General features: G+C 61.8%; 14 protein-coding genes. 8 read left to right on the top strand and 6 right to left on the bottom strand.

Going from position 1 to position 14053, the window contains the following annotated elements; genetic code table 11:
* Positions 1-202: 202 nt before the first annotated feature.
* The 4 genes from BFN67_RS13195 to BFN67_RS13180 all read left to right on the top strand — a co-directional run bounded on the left by BFN67_RS13195 (position 203) and on the right by BFN67_RS13180 (position 4804).
* Positions 203-2362: a transglycosylase domain-containing protein gene (locus tag BFN67_RS13195; RefSeq protein WP_080920025.1), complete on the top strand. Its 2160-nt coding sequence runs from the start codon at positions 203-205 to the stop codon at positions 2360-2362.
* Between the two features lie 21 nt (positions 2363-2383).
* On the top strand, positions 2384-2968 hold the full coding sequence (locus tag BFN67_RS13190; protein WP_080920024.1) for a DUF1214 domain-containing protein: 585 nt from the start codon (positions 2384-2386) through the stop codon (positions 2966-2968).
* Complete coding sequence (locus tag BFN67_RS13185) at positions 2961-3518, top strand: DUF1254 domain-containing protein (protein ID WP_080920023.1); 558 nt, start codon at positions 2961-2963, stop codon at positions 3516-3518. The genes BFN67_RS13190 and BFN67_RS13185 overlap by 8 nt, the downstream gene beginning before the upstream one ends.
* A 431-nt stretch (positions 3519-3949) precedes the next feature.
* Entirely contained in the window at positions 3950-4804 is an 855-nt protein-coding gene (locus tag BFN67_RS13180; protein ID WP_080920022.1) for a hypothetical protein, read from the top strand.
* On the opposite strand, the gene BFN67_RS13175 is transcribed toward BFN67_RS13180, so the two are convergent.
* The 3 genes from BFN67_RS13175 to BFN67_RS13165 all read right to left on the bottom strand — a co-directional run bounded on the left by BFN67_RS13175 (position 4785) and on the right by BFN67_RS13165 (position 7767).
* A complete protein-coding gene (locus BFN67_RS13175; RefSeq protein ID WP_080920021.1) occupies positions 4785-5138 on the bottom strand; it encodes a DUF1491 family protein in 354 nt (117 codons plus the stop codon). The two genes, BFN67_RS13180 and BFN67_RS13175, sit on opposite strands and share 20 nt — an antisense overlap.
* Before the next feature lie 72 nt (positions 5139-5210).
* Positions 5211-6005, bottom strand: coding sequence for a peptidoglycan-binding domain-containing protein (locus tag BFN67_RS13170; RefSeq protein ID WP_080920020.1), 795 nt, complete (start codon positions 6003-6005; stop codon positions 5211-5213).
* Positions 5980-7767, bottom strand: coding sequence for a sensor histidine kinase (locus tag BFN67_RS13165; RefSeq protein WP_080920058.1), 1788 nt, complete (start codon positions 7765-7767; stop codon positions 5980-5982). The genes BFN67_RS13170 and BFN67_RS13165 overlap by 26 nt, the downstream gene beginning before the upstream one ends.
* A gap of 482 nt (positions 7768-8249) precedes the next feature.
* Here BFN67_RS13165 and BFN67_RS13160 point away from each other — a divergent pair, with 482 nt between their 5' ends.
* Together BFN67_RS13160 and BFN67_RS13155 are read left to right on the top strand one after the other, a co-directional pair.
* The gene (locus BFN67_RS13160) at positions 8250-8657 is read left to right on the top strand and encodes a DUF5330 domain-containing protein (protein WP_158083515.1); all 408 of its coding nucleotides are present in this window, start codon (positions 8250-8252) and stop codon (positions 8655-8657) included.
* 144 nt (positions 8658-8801) lie between these two features.
* A complete protein-coding gene (locus BFN67_RS13155) occupies positions 8802-9230 on the top strand; it encodes a SufE family protein (RefSeq protein ID WP_080920057.1) in 429 nt (142 codons plus the stop codon).
* Between the two features lie 9 nt (positions 9231-9239).
* On the opposite strand, the gene BFN67_RS13150 is transcribed toward BFN67_RS13155, so the two are convergent.
* On the bottom strand, positions 9240-10028 hold the full coding sequence (locus BFN67_RS13150) for a DUF6456 domain-containing protein (protein WP_080920019.1): 789 nt from the start codon (positions 10026-10028) through the stop codon (positions 9240-9242).
* 8 nt (positions 10029-10036) lie between these two features.
* Positions 10037-10453, bottom strand: coding sequence for a helix-turn-helix domain-containing protein (locus BFN67_RS13145; protein ID WP_245295254.1), 417 nt, complete (start codon positions 10451-10453; stop codon positions 10037-10039).
* Positions 10454-10662: 209 nt separating this feature from the next.
* Between BFN67_RS13145 and BFN67_RS24875 the strand changes: the two genes are divergently transcribed.
* Positions 10663-11013, top strand: coding sequence for a cytoplasmic protein (locus BFN67_RS24875; protein WP_245295253.1), 351 nt, complete (start codon positions 10663-10665; stop codon positions 11011-11013).
* Positions 11014-11043: 30 nt separating this feature from the next.
* On the opposite strand, the gene BFN67_RS13135 is transcribed toward BFN67_RS24875, so the two are convergent.
* The gene (locus BFN67_RS13135; protein ID WP_080920018.1) at positions 11044-11469 is read right to left on the bottom strand and encodes a Ros/MucR family transcriptional regulator; all 426 of its coding nucleotides are present in this window, start codon (positions 11467-11469) and stop codon (positions 11044-11046) included.
* 463 nt (positions 11470-11932) lie between these two features.
* On the opposite strand from BFN67_RS13135, the gene BFN67_RS13130 reads away from it, so the two are divergent.
* Positions 11933-14032, top strand: coding sequence for a S9 family peptidase (locus BFN67_RS13130; protein WP_080920054.1), 2100 nt, complete (start codon positions 11933-11935; stop codon positions 14030-14032).
* Positions 14033-14053: the final 21 nt, after the last annotated feature.

Here is a 14053-nt window from a genome sequence, read left to right as displayed (position 1 = left end):
GACGATGACGGAAACCTACCAGAGCACCGTTACGGTGTCAAGAATAAATTCCTATAAATCTTTACTCTATTTCGAGAAATCGTTCGGCCCCTCGCCGTCTCACTTGCCGTGCGGGGCGAAATCGGGGAAAACGGCATAAGTCCCGGAATTGCTTATAAAGCAGTCTCGGTTTCGCGTAGCGGTTGCAGCCGGGCTTTTCGAAATGTCCAGTCCCCAGGAACCCCGGAGGAAAAGAGGCGCCATTGCCGCCTTCCTGCTCGCGGCCGACGCATGGCTGGATTCCACGCTTTATGAGGCCGGTTTCAGGCTGTCCCGGTTCTGGGAATCCGCCACCATCCTTTCCCGGCGCATGCGCGTTTCCGGCTGGCGCCGCGCCATTTTCGAGCTTCTGGGCGAGGCCTTCACGCTGGGGGCCGTCGGCTCGGTCGTGATGCTGGCGCTGGCGCTGCCCGCCTTTCAGGACACGCAGGGCAACTGGCGCGCGCAGGACGATTTCGCCGTCACCTTCCTCGACCGCTACGGCAACGAGATCGGCCAGCGCGGCATCATCCAGCGCGATTCCGTGCCGGTGGACCAGATGCCGGACCTTCTCATCAAGGCGGTGCTGGCCACCGAGGATCGCCGATTCTTCGACCATTACGGCATCGATTTCCTCGGTCTTGTCCGCGCGATGACAGCGAACATGCGCGCCGATTCGGTCGTGCAGGGCGGCTCGTCGATCACCCAGCAGCTCGCCAAGAACCTGTTCCTTTCCAACGAGCGCACCATAGAGCGCAAGATCAAGGAAGCCTTCCTCGCGACGTGGCTGGAGGCCAATCTTTCCAAGAAGCAGATTCTGCAGCTTTACCTCGACCGCTCCTATATGGGCGGCGGCACGTTCGGCATCGAGGCGGCGGCGGATTTCTATTTCGGCAAGAGCGTCAAGGACCTGAACCTGGCCGAGGCGGCGATGCTGGCCGGGCTGTTCAAGGCGCCGTCGAAATATGCGCCGCATATCAATTTGCCGGCGGCCCGCGCCCGGGCCAACATTGTACTCAACAATATGGTCGAGGCCGGATTCATGACCGAGGGCCAGGTGCTGCAGGCAAGGCTGCACCCGGCCGATGTCGTGGATCGCGGGGAAACCAAGAGCCCGGACTATTATCTCGACTGGGCCTTCGACGAGGTCAAGCGGCTGGCGGCCAAATCCGGCGAGCATTCGCTGGTGGCGCACACGACATTCGATCCCAACATTCAGCAAGCGGCGGAAGAATCACTGGAATTCCACCTGCGCCAGTATGGCAAGAAATATAATGTCAGCCAGGGGGCGGTCGTCGTCATCGACACAAAGGGCGCGGTGCGCGCCATTGTCGGCGGGCGCGACTACGGCACCAGCCAGTTCAACCGCGCCACCAATGCGCTCAGGCAAACCGGCTCCTCGTTCAAGGTCTATGTCTATGCCGCGGCCATGGAGCATGGCCTGACGCCGAAAACGGTCGTTTCGGGCGGACCGATCAACTGGGGCGGCTGGAGGCCGCACAATTACGATGGCGGATTTGCCGGCAGGGTCACGCTGAAAACGGCATTGGTCAGGTCGATCAACACCGTGCCGGTGCGGCTGGCCAAGGATTATCTCGGCATCGACCCGATCGTGGATCTGGCCGAGGCGATGGGCGTGGAATCGCCGATCGAGCGTTTCAAGACCACGGTACTCGGCACGTCCGGCATGACGGTGATGGACCAGGCGACCGGCTTCAGCGTCTTTGCGCAGGACGGCATGGCCGGCACCAGGCACGGCATCACGCAGCTTGTCACCCGTACCGGCGAGGTCGTCTATGACTGGGCCAAGGACGCGCCGCCGCCGCATCGCGTGCTGTCTGAAAAGGCGCTGAGCGAGATGAACGAGATGCTGACCGAAGTGCCGGTGATCGGCACCGCCAGGCGTGCGGCGCTGCCCGGCATCGTCTCGGGCGGCAAGACCGGCACCACCCAATCCTATCGCGACGCCTGGTATTGCGGCTTCACCGGCAACTACACGGCCGCCGTATGGCTCGGAAACGACGACTTCAGCCCGACCAACCGCATGACCGGCGGCTCGCTGCCGGCGATGATCTGGCAACGGCTGATGGTCTATGCCCATCAAAACATCGAACTGAAGCCAATCCCCGGCATCGAGCACCCGTTCGTCAGCGCCGAGATTGCGGCCAAGGTCGAGGAAGAGGAACGCAAGAAGGCCGAGGAAGAGGCTGCCAAAGCAGCGGCCGAGCGCCCGCCGGTGCTGTCCAGCCATACCACGCAAGTGCTGCGCGAGATGAGCAGTATGTTCCGCACGGCTCCGGTTCTCGACGTGCCGGGCAACCCCGACAAGCTTTCGCGACTGTGATTTGAGGTTCCGGGCCGCTTCATGCTGAAGACTGCATTCCTCACCTTGCTGACACTTGCCATCGCCATTGTCGGCGGCGCCGGCAGCGTCTGGTATCTGCTGGATTCGCGCCAGGGCGTCGATGCGTATCGGATCGGGCCGTGGACCGCCTTTCCCGACATCGGCACGGCGGAGGCCGATCCCTATTCCGCCGCGCGGGTGGCGCGTGAAGGTATTCTGGCGCTTGGCCGGGCCGAGGGGCTTTCCTTCGTGGCGGAGCGGGATTCCGCCGGCGGCGAACTCAGGCGCGAATGCGCCTATGCCATCGATGGCGGTTTTCCGACGGCGCGCTTCTGGACGCTCTATGGCGCCGACGCTTCTCTCGACGTGATCAGGACGGGCAAGGAAAGGCCGGCGGCGCTTCACTCCCGCGAGGTTGTGTACAGGACCGACGATACCGTGCTGATTGCCGCCGATCATTCCCCCCGGCCCGGCAACTGGCTGATGCTCGAAGGCAGCGGCAAGCTCTATTTCGTGCTCACCTTCTACGATACGCCGATTGCCAGCAGCACGGGCCTGAGCGACGTGATGCTGCCCACGATCAAAAAGACCGGCTGCCATGCGTAAGGTGCTTTATGCGCTCCTTCTCGGGCTGGTCGGCGCCGGCATCGTGCATATCGTCGTCCTGCTGCTGGTGCCGCAATTTTCCGAACGGGACGCATGGTCGCGGCTGGCGATGAAATCCGGCCTCTACACGATGACGCGCATCGACGACCAGACCGGCGGGCCGCCCGTGGTGAAATCGGTCGATCCGCTGTTTTTCGCCGCGTCCTGCCGCTTCGACCTCGCCGACGGCATCGTGCGGCTGCGCTCGCCGATCGACAACCTGCCCTTCTGGTCAATGTCGGTCTATGATCGCAACGGTCATAATCTCTACAGCTACAACGACCTCAGCGCCACCGAAGGCAGGCTTAACGCCATCGTGCTGACACCGGCTCAAATGATCGGGGTCCGCAAAACGCTGCCCGAAGGCCTGGAGGGCTCGGTCTTCATAGAACTGCCGATCAGCGAAGGCATCACCGTGGTTCGCGGCTTCGTTCCCGACGCAAGCTGGAAGCAGGCAGTCGCGCGCTTTCTCGATCAGGCTTCCTGCGAGATCGTCGACTTCGCAAGCTGAAACCGGGAAACCTGAGCGCAATCAGTGACGCGGCTCAGGCTTGCCCGACGACAGTTGTGCCCTGGCCGCGGAAATTGTCGCGCGGGTGCTGTCGCCCGAACGCTCATAGCGCACGCCTGGAAATATGATGACGACCGCCTCCAATCCACCAGTATTCGGGCCACGATTGTCCGGGGGTCGGCCGGTTGCCGCCTGTCGCGGCATGAAAGACAGTATCCTGCCCATGGTTCGCGCATTCCCTCTCGGTTGTCCCGGAGCACTACGCAACGCCTCCATGTAAGATAAGGCCACCAGAGGGTTAACGGAACGCTAACGGATCGGCTCTAACTTGATCTTTGTTTCGGCCAAGCCCGTTCGGGTCATGTGAGGCCGGACGAGTCGAGTGGCGTACAAGGCGTAGTTTCGTGTCATCCTCCGAGTTCAGACACATCGTGACACGCGCAGAGTCGGGCAAGCCGGAACGCTTGTTCCGCGCGGCGATTTCGGCCTTCTGCTCGCTGCCGCGCCCTTCGCGCCGCGAAATCGCTCAACTCGACGATCTTACGATGCCGCTGTTCGACGCCGTTCCCGCCGAGGCCTTGCGCTTTGCCGCCGCCGCGCTTTCGGAATGCGAGCATGCGCCGCCGCTTCTGGTGAAACGCCTCAGCGAATCGCCGATCGAGACCGCCGCCCCGCTTCTGGTGCGTTCGCGCGCCATTAGCGAGATCGATCTTATCGCGCTGATCGGGCGTCACGGCCTGCCGCATGCGCGCGCCATTGCCCGGCGCACCAACCTCAATCCGGCCATTGCCGCGCTTGTCCGGGCCTTGGAGCGGCAAACCGCCCTCGCCATGCAGGAAGGCACACAAGTTCAAGGCCATCAACCCGGAAGCGCCTTGGAAGACACACGTCAAAAACTGCGCGCGATGATGATCAAGGATCAGGCGAACGAGCCGAATGCGGATCCATATTTGCGGCTGCGGGATACGGCGCTGACCAGCGACCCTGCGCACTTTCATGCCGCTCTCTCCGTCGCACTCGGCATCGGCATGGACGTTGCGCGCGGACTGACGGAGGAAGCCGGCTATGCCTCGCTCGTCACCGCGCTGAAGGCGCTCGGCCTCAGCGAGGACAAAGCGTTCCTGATCACCGCCGCGATCTTTTCGGGACAGTTCTCCGATCCGGCGGCAATCAGTCAGTTCCTGGAAAATTATCGCCGCCTTCAGCCTGGGACAGTCCGTGAAACCGTGGAAGGGTGGAAAGGCGGCAAGACGGTTGTCGTGCCGATCAGAGCGGCCCAGACCTGACCACGATCAGGTCTTCGACCGGGATCACGCCAATCTCTATTTCGACAACCCAGATGTCGGGATCGAAACGCGTTTCCTTTGCAAGACGCGCCTCGATGGCCGCCATGTCTTCGTCGGCTGAAAGAGGCGTGAAAAACCGCTCATCGGGCCTGGCTGTGTCATAATCCACCTGCGGCGCAGGACCGAAAAGCATCACCTCGCCCAACCGCGTCCGCGAAAGAATGAAGATCGCCCCTGCCTCGGCAGCGCCACGCCGCATGATCGCCGCGAAGCCGCCGGCGGAAAAGACGCGGCGAATGAGGGCGGAAACCCAAAGGTCGGAGGTTACGCGCATATCGATTCCGAGATGATTTTCCTGCGATGGCTGGCGCCGTCATGTCTGGCGAATGCCGGCCAGCAAAGCTTGTCAGTTGATCAGCCCGACTTCCAGCATCTTTGCATAGACGGTTTCGTCAGCTTCCCCGGTTTCCGCCAGGCCGAACAACGCCTGAAATTCCTTGATCGCTGTGCGGGTGCGGGCGCCGACAATGCCGTCGAGCTGGATGTCGTCATTGCCGAAGGCGCGCAACCCGGTCTGGATCTTGACGATACGCGCACTGGTGTCCAGCGGCGCCTTGAGAGGCGCGAGGGCGGCCGGCTCGACCGCAGGCTGGATCGCGCCGGTAATGTCGGCGCGCGGCGTCGGCGTCGGCGCGGCCGGAGCGCGCGGCGCGAGGCCGAGTTGCCGCAACAGGGCGGCATCGACATTTCCCGAAACATCGAGACCGACCTTGCGCTGATAGGTCGAGATCGCCGCATGGGTCGCAGGACCGGTCAGCCCATCCACGTTGCCTGAATAGAAGCCGAGCGCCTTGAGCGCGCCCTGCACCTGTTGAAGAACCGGGTCAGTGGGTACAGGCGCCTGGGCCGGTGCCGAAATAACTGCCTGTGACGGCCGTTCGATGTTGATGGTGGTTTCCGACTCAGCCGGCACGGCTTGCGGAAAGCTTTGCATGGAACGGGTGGCGAAGAACGTCGTGCGGTGTGGAAACGGCTGATACCAGAGCGCATTGGCCGAAACATAGAACAGCGTCACCAGGAAAGCGGTCGAGCCGCCCACCAGGATCGGATTCTGCGAAATCTTGTGACCAAGTGCGACCGCGCCCTGCTGGAGAGCGCCTTGTTGCCTGCTTTTCTTACGCCGTTTTGCGGAACGCGCCATCCCTGCCTTCTTTCATTGCCCCACCTTTCACGCTTTCGCCGGCCGATTCCGGCTCCGGGTTCGACGCCTTCGCATCGGCCGATGCGGCCTCGAGCCTGACCAGCTTTCCCGATATGCCTCTCGGCCCTTCCACCGGAAGACTGATCGACACGATGGTGCCTTCGCCGAGCGTGCTTTCAATCGACATGGTGCCCTCGTGAAGGGCAACCAGCCCCTTGACAAGCGACAGGCCGAGGCCGGTGCCTTCAAAGCGGCGGGTGTAGTCGTTGTGGATCTGGGTAAACGGCTTGCCGAGATTGGCGAGGTTTTCCTCGGCAATGCCGATGCCAGTGTCACGAACCCAGAAATGCAGGCGTGACCCGATCCGGCGTGCGCCGATGACGACCTCGCCGCCTTCAAGCGTGAACTTGATCGCATTGGAGGCGAGATTGATGAGGATCTGCTGGACGGCGCGGCGGTCGGCATTGATCTCGCCGGCGTCGCCGGAAACCTGCGCGTCGAGCCGTATCGTCTTGCGCTGCGCCAAAACCTGCATCATGTCGCGGCACATATCCACCGCCTCGGCGAAGCGGAACGGCTCCGGCTCTACCGCATAAGTTCCCGCCTCGATGCGCGAGACATCGAGAATGGAGGTGACCACTTCAAGCAGATGATGGCCGGATTCGCGCACCAGACCGACATATTCCTTCTGGCGCGGATCGCTGAATGCGCCGAACATCTCATGCAGCAGCATATCGGAAAAGCCGATGATGGCATTGAGCGGCGTGCGCAATTCATGGCTCACAGCCGCCAGGAAGCGCGACTTGGCGATTTCGGCGGCAGCCGCGGCGTCACTGGCCGCCGCCAACGCGTCACGCATATCCACAAGCTCGTCATTGCGGCGCAGCAGAGCGATGAAGCCATCGTCATTTTCAGGTGCGCGCGTGAGGTCCAGCACGAAGGGCTGGTAATTGCCGCCGGAAGGACAGCCTGCGTTTTGCGGCAACCGAACCCTCATCTCTACGCGCCGCAAAGTCGCGCCTTCACGCAAATCCGCCAGCGCGTTCAGATACGCGACCCGATCGGACAGGTGAATACGGTCGAAGAGGCCGGAGCCTGCGAGAAGTTCGGGAACCAACATGAGGATGGTTCTGGCCTGCGCGGAAGCGCTGAGCACCTCGCCTTGCCGGCCCATATGAACGACCACCCCGTCAATGGCCGCTTCCAGTTCGCTCTCAGCCTGCACCGCATCCTGCGCAGCAGGATCGCCGCTGAACCGGCCGAAGCGCGCCACGAGCGTACCGCCCCAGACCAGCGGCAACAGCCACTGCCAGGCCTGCGGCGTCATAACCTCGGGAAACGCAACCGGTCCCACCAGCGCCGGCAGAGCAAGGCCTGAGATGGCGGCAACACCGCCGAACAGGGCCGCACGGCGGCTATTGCCGATCCAGAAGGCCTCGACCGGCAATGCCAAAGCCAGCAGCGCCACCGGTGAGGAAAGGCCGCCGGCGGCTGTCGTCAAACACGCCAGACCGAGCGCGCCCATGACCAGCGCCAATATGCCGGCAAATGCCATACGCGCACGCTGCGCGACCAGTAGGCCGGTCAACCAGCAAAGGCCGACCGTGGCGAAGATGACCGCCAATGTTGCCGAAGCGCCGAGACGCGCGGTCACCAGCACGACGGCCGCAGCCGCGACAAGAAAGGGAGCGACCAGCATCGCACCGACAAAGCGCCGGCGGCAGCGGCGTTCGCCCGCATCGACCACCGAGGCATGCACCAGCCGATCGCAGGCGGCTGCCAGCGTTCCCGGCCATTCTTCAAATCTGGTCGTAATCGGAGTCAACGCAACGCACCCGTACTGACCTGTTCGGCAGATCGTCTTACTGGCTCGAAACTCGCACCCAGCGTTTAAGGAAAGGATAAGGGCGACGGTTTCGCGGCGGCACAATCAGCAAATATTGCTAGAGCGGTTCCCGAAAAGGCCCCCGCTTGCCGCCATGGTAAATGGAGGGTTAGCCACACGATCCGCCCCGCGAGGATAGCGCCCGCTAAAATCACGCAAATTCGGACCAATGAAAGAACAAGAGGCCCTGACGACTTCAATTCAAATCCGGATGAAAACAGGATCTTTCCAAATTGTTTAAAGTTTGAGGCAAATTATCGCCTTTCCTGCAAGCCGTCTTTTGCGGCCATGTGCCAATGTGCCTGCGACAAGTGAGCCGCCCGAAGATGGCGGTCCGGTTACGACCAAGAGGCAATGCGATGTTCTTCCTCATCCGAATGGTGTTCTGGTTCTCTTTGGTGCTGTTGCTGCTGCCTCTGGGAACTGCCGGAACCGGGAATACCGTCGGGCCGATCCAGGCACTGATGGCGGCGCGCGAAGCCGTCGGCGATCTCGCCGGCATCTGCGAGCGCAAGCCGGATGTCTGCGAAACCGGCAAATCCGCCATCCAGACGATTACCACCCGCGCCGGCGAGGCCGCGCGCATCGCGAGTGACCTGCTTGAAGAGGACAAGCCAACTCCCGACACAACGACATTGACCGGTAGCGTGCCGATGGAAGCCGAGGCCATCGAACGCCCGACCACAAGCGAAAGGGTTGCGGGCGACAGGATGTCGGGCACCGCCACTGTATTGCCGGCTGAGGTCAATATTCCGGCTGCGAGGTGAGGTCTTCCCATCTCCACCGGTGCGCATCGGCTTTGAGCGTCGCCGCAGCCTGCCTGCCCTCTCGATACCTGCGGTGCCTTCTTTTTCCGTAAGGCGGCGGGCTTTTTCCGTGACGCCGGCACGCGCTGCGCCTATATGCGGCGTATGAGCCCGACCATTCAATCAATTTGCGACGACTTCGCCCTGCTCGACGAGTGGGAAGACCGCTATCGCTACGTCATCGAACTAGGTGAAGATCTGTCCGAATTCCCGGATACCGGGCGCACGCCGGCAAACAAGGTATCGGGCTGCGTCAGTCAGGTCTGGCTGATAACCGAATATGGTGACGGGCCGGACCCGATCGTGACGTTCCAGGGCGATTCGGATGCGCATATCGTGCGCGGCCTTGTCGCCATCGTGCTCGCACTTTATTCCGGCCGCAAAGCCAGCGAGATCGTCGCCACCGATGCAGAAGACACGCTGAAAGCGCTTGGGCTCGACGAGCATTTGTCGTCACAGCGCTCGAACGGGCTGCGCTCCATGGTCAGGCGCATCCGCCATGATGCGGGAATGGCGCTCCGGCAGAACGCCTGAGCATCCACCTTATGCACGCAGCTTCGGCCGATAGTCCTCCGTGCCCCAATGCAGGGTGGCGGGCCGCGAACCATGCACGGAATCCTGTGGAAAATAATGCCGTGCAAGAGCCGCCAGTGCCGTCTTCAGGACGATCTTAGCCGAACGCACCGGCCAGCCGCGCTCCGTCTCGACCAGTTCCATGCCTTTCAGGAAGCAGCAAATGTCGATCAGCACGCCCGAAAGTTCGGGACCGACGGCGGCAATCGCCTTTTCGACACGCAGACGCGCGGCAAGCGCGACATCCGTCAATTCCGCCGTGTCGCCACCTGCCCTTTTGCCGGATGCCACGCTGGCGATCCAATTGGCGCCCATACGCGGCATGATGTTGCCGCGCGTATAATCGGCGCGCAGGCGCTCGCCGGCCTCGAATTCGCGTGCAGTTAAAAACGGCGCACCGGTCTTCGTCCTGCGCCGGACAAGTTGCGCCAGCGGCGATTCCAAAAGATTGGCGAGCGCCGCGACCGGCTTCCCATCCATCTCGACGCTCACCACCCCGACCTCCCCGGCCTGCCGGCGGTGCGTCGCAAGGCGCGCGGCCAGCATCGTACCTTCCGGCGACAGCGCGACCTCCAGTCTTGAGCGAACCAGCAGTTTCTCTCGCACCAGCCGGTCAAGCAGATCGCCGGGCAGCGCGAGCGCCCCGCGCTCGGCCGAGACCAGCAGAACCCTGCCGCGCATGGCCGCCGATTGCACCGTTGCCGTCCCTTTGGCCAGGAAGCGCAATACACGGATGGCAGTGTCGTCAATCGCCATCATGCTCCTCCTCAAAGACCGATCCGGTCGCGGAAGGCGGCGTGCGCGACGCGTTCCACCACCAGCACGAGTTGATCGAAATCCGGGTCCTCACGCATGTCCTCGATCATCTGGCAGGCATGCAGCACCGTAGTGCGGTCGCGCCCGAAGCCTCGGCCGACCTCCATCATCGACAGTTTCAGCACGACATGGGCGACATACATCATGATCTGGCGCACCCGCGACACCGGCAGGGCGCTGCGGCCGGCCTTGCGCAGATCTTTGCTCGGCAGGGAAAACAACGCCGAGCCGATATCGATCAGGCATTCACAGCTATCGAGCGCCATCTCGTCGCGCCGCTTCGGCGCAGGCCGGAGGGCAGTCGACGCCGTTTCGGCGTGATCTTCGTGATTGGGTGGGTCTTCGCTGATGGCTGTGGCAGGTGGCACGAAACATTCTCCTCGATAGGAATATGTTCCTTATACTCGACTGGCCCGCAACTGTGAACAAAAGCGGAACATTATTTATTTTTGGGATTTCCCAACTCCTTGTTCCAAAAAGAAAATTTTGATTTCTCACCAACCAGGATCGACGCTTCTTATCCACACCCTTGCCGACTGCCCAGATCATGGCGGCCTCACCAAGGGAGACCAGTTCGATGGGACAATTCCAGCAGGATGCAAAGAACTTCGGGGCGCGCAAACAAGCCGAGGCCGCAATGGCGACGAGGATCGCGGCACTGCAACTGGCATGCGGCGTCGATCTCGCCCATGCGCTGGCGGCTGCGCCAACGGTGCGGCTGCAATTGATGGGCCGCATCACGCGCGCGCTGGAGCGAGAGCGGCTGCGCGGCATGCGCCGTCACTGGACCTATGATCTCAACCGTCACATCGCGCTGAAACAGGTGCTGGATATGCTGCGCGAAGCGGCCGGCATTCCACCGAAGCGGAACGCCGCGCGGGCCGCAAAACCAAACGGCGCCCGAAGGCGCCGCGACTCACAGCCATAAAGAGAGCTTGGCCTTGAAGGCCCGCGCCGTTCAGCGAGCCTTCGGCTTGCGACCCAGCCCCATCTTCTTGGCCAGCTTGGAGCGCGCTGCCGCATAATTAGGCGCGACCATCGGATAATTGGCGTCCAGGCCCCATTTTTCGCGGTACTGTTCAGGGGTCAGATCATAATGCGTCATCAGGTGACGCTTGAGCGATTTGAACTTCTTCCCGTCCTCCAGGCACACGATATAATCGTCGTGCACCGAGCGCTTCGGATTGACGGCCGGCTTCTGCTTTTCCGCGGCCGGCTGCTCGGCCGGCGTGCCGACCCGCCCGAGCGCGGCATGAATATCGGCGATCAGATTGGGCAATTCACCAACCGGAACCGGATTGTTGCTGACATAGGCCGCAACCACATCTGCGGTCAGCTCGATCAGCGTGTCGCTGTTTCGCGGGGTCGTTTCTGTATTGTCCATGTCGTTCTGGCCTCAACGAGAGATACTGTTCACAATTGCCCGGTAGAGGAGACGGTGCGATCCATACCAAAGCTTGCCGCGGGATTCGATGAGAGCGTTAATGAGGCTTGTCGAGCAACAAGTCAATTCGTTCTTTGTGATCTATACAAAACACAAAAGAATCATTCGCCCATTACCCTGATTCAATGACAAAGAATTACAACTCTTTGTAATGGCGTGACGGAAATTCCTCACAACCGCCGCTCGGTCCCCCGAATACATGTTAAATCGCTTATAGATGCACGGCGAACGGCAAAAGCTATTTGCTCGGATAGGTTTTACGCGACTCAATTGTGACCGAACCAAGGCGCGCACCTTCGACTTTTCCGCCGCATCGGATTATCCGAAAACCGGTTTCCACTTTTCGGTCCGATGCTCTAGGCATAGGCGTGCTCATTCGGCATTTGCAAATCCAGGGAAGATGATGACCAAAAACACGAGTTTTGCCGCAGCCACGCCTCCTCGCGCAGAAAAGCGCCCGGTGCAGGACACACATCACGGCGTGACCCGCAGCGACGAATTTGCCTGGCTGCGGGCCGGCAATTGGCAGGAGGTGTTTCGCGATCCGTCCCTTCTCGACCCGCAAATCCGCCTCCATCTCGACGCCGAAAATGCCTATCAGGCAGAGTTGATGGCCGAAACGAAGGGACTGCAAAAAACCCTGTTTGCCGAAATGAAGGGCCGCATCAAGGAGGACGACTCTTCCGTGCCGATGAAGGATGGACCTTACGCCTATGGTTCGTCCTTCCGACTCGGCGGCGAACAGCCGCGTTATTTCCGCACGCCGCGCGACGGCGGAGAGGAAGTCATCCTGCTCGATGGCGACGCCGAAGCCGAGGGCAAAGCCTATTTCCGCCTCGGCGGCGTCGATCATTCCGCCGACCACGCCCGTCTTTTGTGGAGCTTCGACGACAAGGGCTCCGAGTTCTTCACTCTGAAGGTGCGCGATCTGGCCGCCGGCACCGATCTTGCCGACAGCGTGTCCGATACTGGCGGCGGCGGTGTGTGGAATGCCGCCAATGACGGCTTTTATTATACGCGGCTCGACCCCAATCATCGGCCGTCGAAACTTTTTTTTCACATGCTCGGCGACGAACCGGCCAATGACCGGCTGGTCTATGAAGAAACCGACCCCGGCTTCTTCATGGGTGTCGGCGGCACGCGCGACAATCGCTGGGTGCTCATCGGCATCAACGACCACGAAACGTCGGAGTATCGCATTCTCGACGCCAGCCGGCCCGATGCCGAACCGAAACTCGTCTGCGCGCGCGAAACCGGGCTGCAATACGATCTCGAGGAAGGCGGCGACGTCTTTTTCATCCTGACCAATGCCGACGGCGCCAAGGATTTCAAGATCATGACCGCGCCGGTCGCCGATCCCTCGCGCGCGAACTGGCGCGAACTGGTGGCGCACGAACCAGGACGGCTGATCCTTTCGGTGCTCGGCTTCAAGGATCATATGGTGCGGCTGGAGCGCAAGGACGGGCTGCCGCGCATCGTCGTGCGCGACCGCACAACCGATGAGGAACACACCATCTCGTTCGACGAGGAGGCATTCTCGCTCGGCCTGGCGGGTGCCTATGAATACGACACCGAGGTGATCCGCTTCTCCTATTCCTCGATGACCACGCCGGCGCAGGTGTACGACTACAACATGCGCACGCGCGAGCGCACGCTTCTCAAGACGCAGGAAGTGCCTTCCGGCCACAACCCCGCCGACTATGTGACGCGGCGGCTGATGGCGCCTGCCGAAGATGGCGAACTGGTGCCGATCTCGCTGCTCTACCGCCGCGACACGCCGCTCGACGGCACCGCGCCCTGCCTGCTCTATGGCTACGGCTCCTACGGCATCACCATTCCGGCGGCCTTCAACACCAACTGCCTGTCGCTGGTCGATCGCGGCTTCGTCTATGCCATCGCCCATGTGCGCGGCGGCAAGGACAAGGGCTATGGCTGGTACGACGATGGCAAGCGGGCGGCGAAGCGCAATACCTTCACCGATTTCATCGCCTGTGCGAAGCATCTGGTTGGGCAGAACTATACCGCGCATGACCGCATCGTGGCGCAGGGCGGTTCGGCCGGCGGCATGCTGATGGGCGCGATTGCCAATATGGCGCCGCAAGCGTTTGGCGGCATTATCGCCGAAGTGCCATTCGTCGATGTGCTGACCACCATGCTCGATGCCAGCCTGCCGCTGACGCCGCCCGAATGGCCGGAATGGGGAAATCCGATCGCCTCGGAGGAGGATTACCGCATCATCGCCGCCTATTCGCCCTATGACAATGTCGCGGCGCTCGCCTATCCGCCGATCCTGGCGGTCGCCGGCCTTACCGATCCGCGCGTGACCTATTGGGAGCCGGCGAAATGGGTGGCGCGGCTGCGCGAATTGAAAAGCGGCGACAATCCGGTGCTGTTCAAGATCAATATGGATGCCGGCCACGCCGGAGCTTCCGGGCGCTTCTCACGGCTGGAAGAAATTGCCTACACCTACGCCTTCGCGCTGAAAGTGGCGGGCAAGGCGTAGATTTGAAATGAGAGGCGGGAT

The organism is Manganibacter manganicus, assembly GCF_002075885.1.
GTDB classification, from domain to species: Bacteria; Pseudomonadota; Alphaproteobacteria; order Rhizobiales; family Rhizobiaceae; genus Mesorhizobium; species Mesorhizobium manganicum.
Note: the sequence above shows the minus strand (reverse complement) of the source record. Positions and strands in the feature narration are given on the sequence as shown.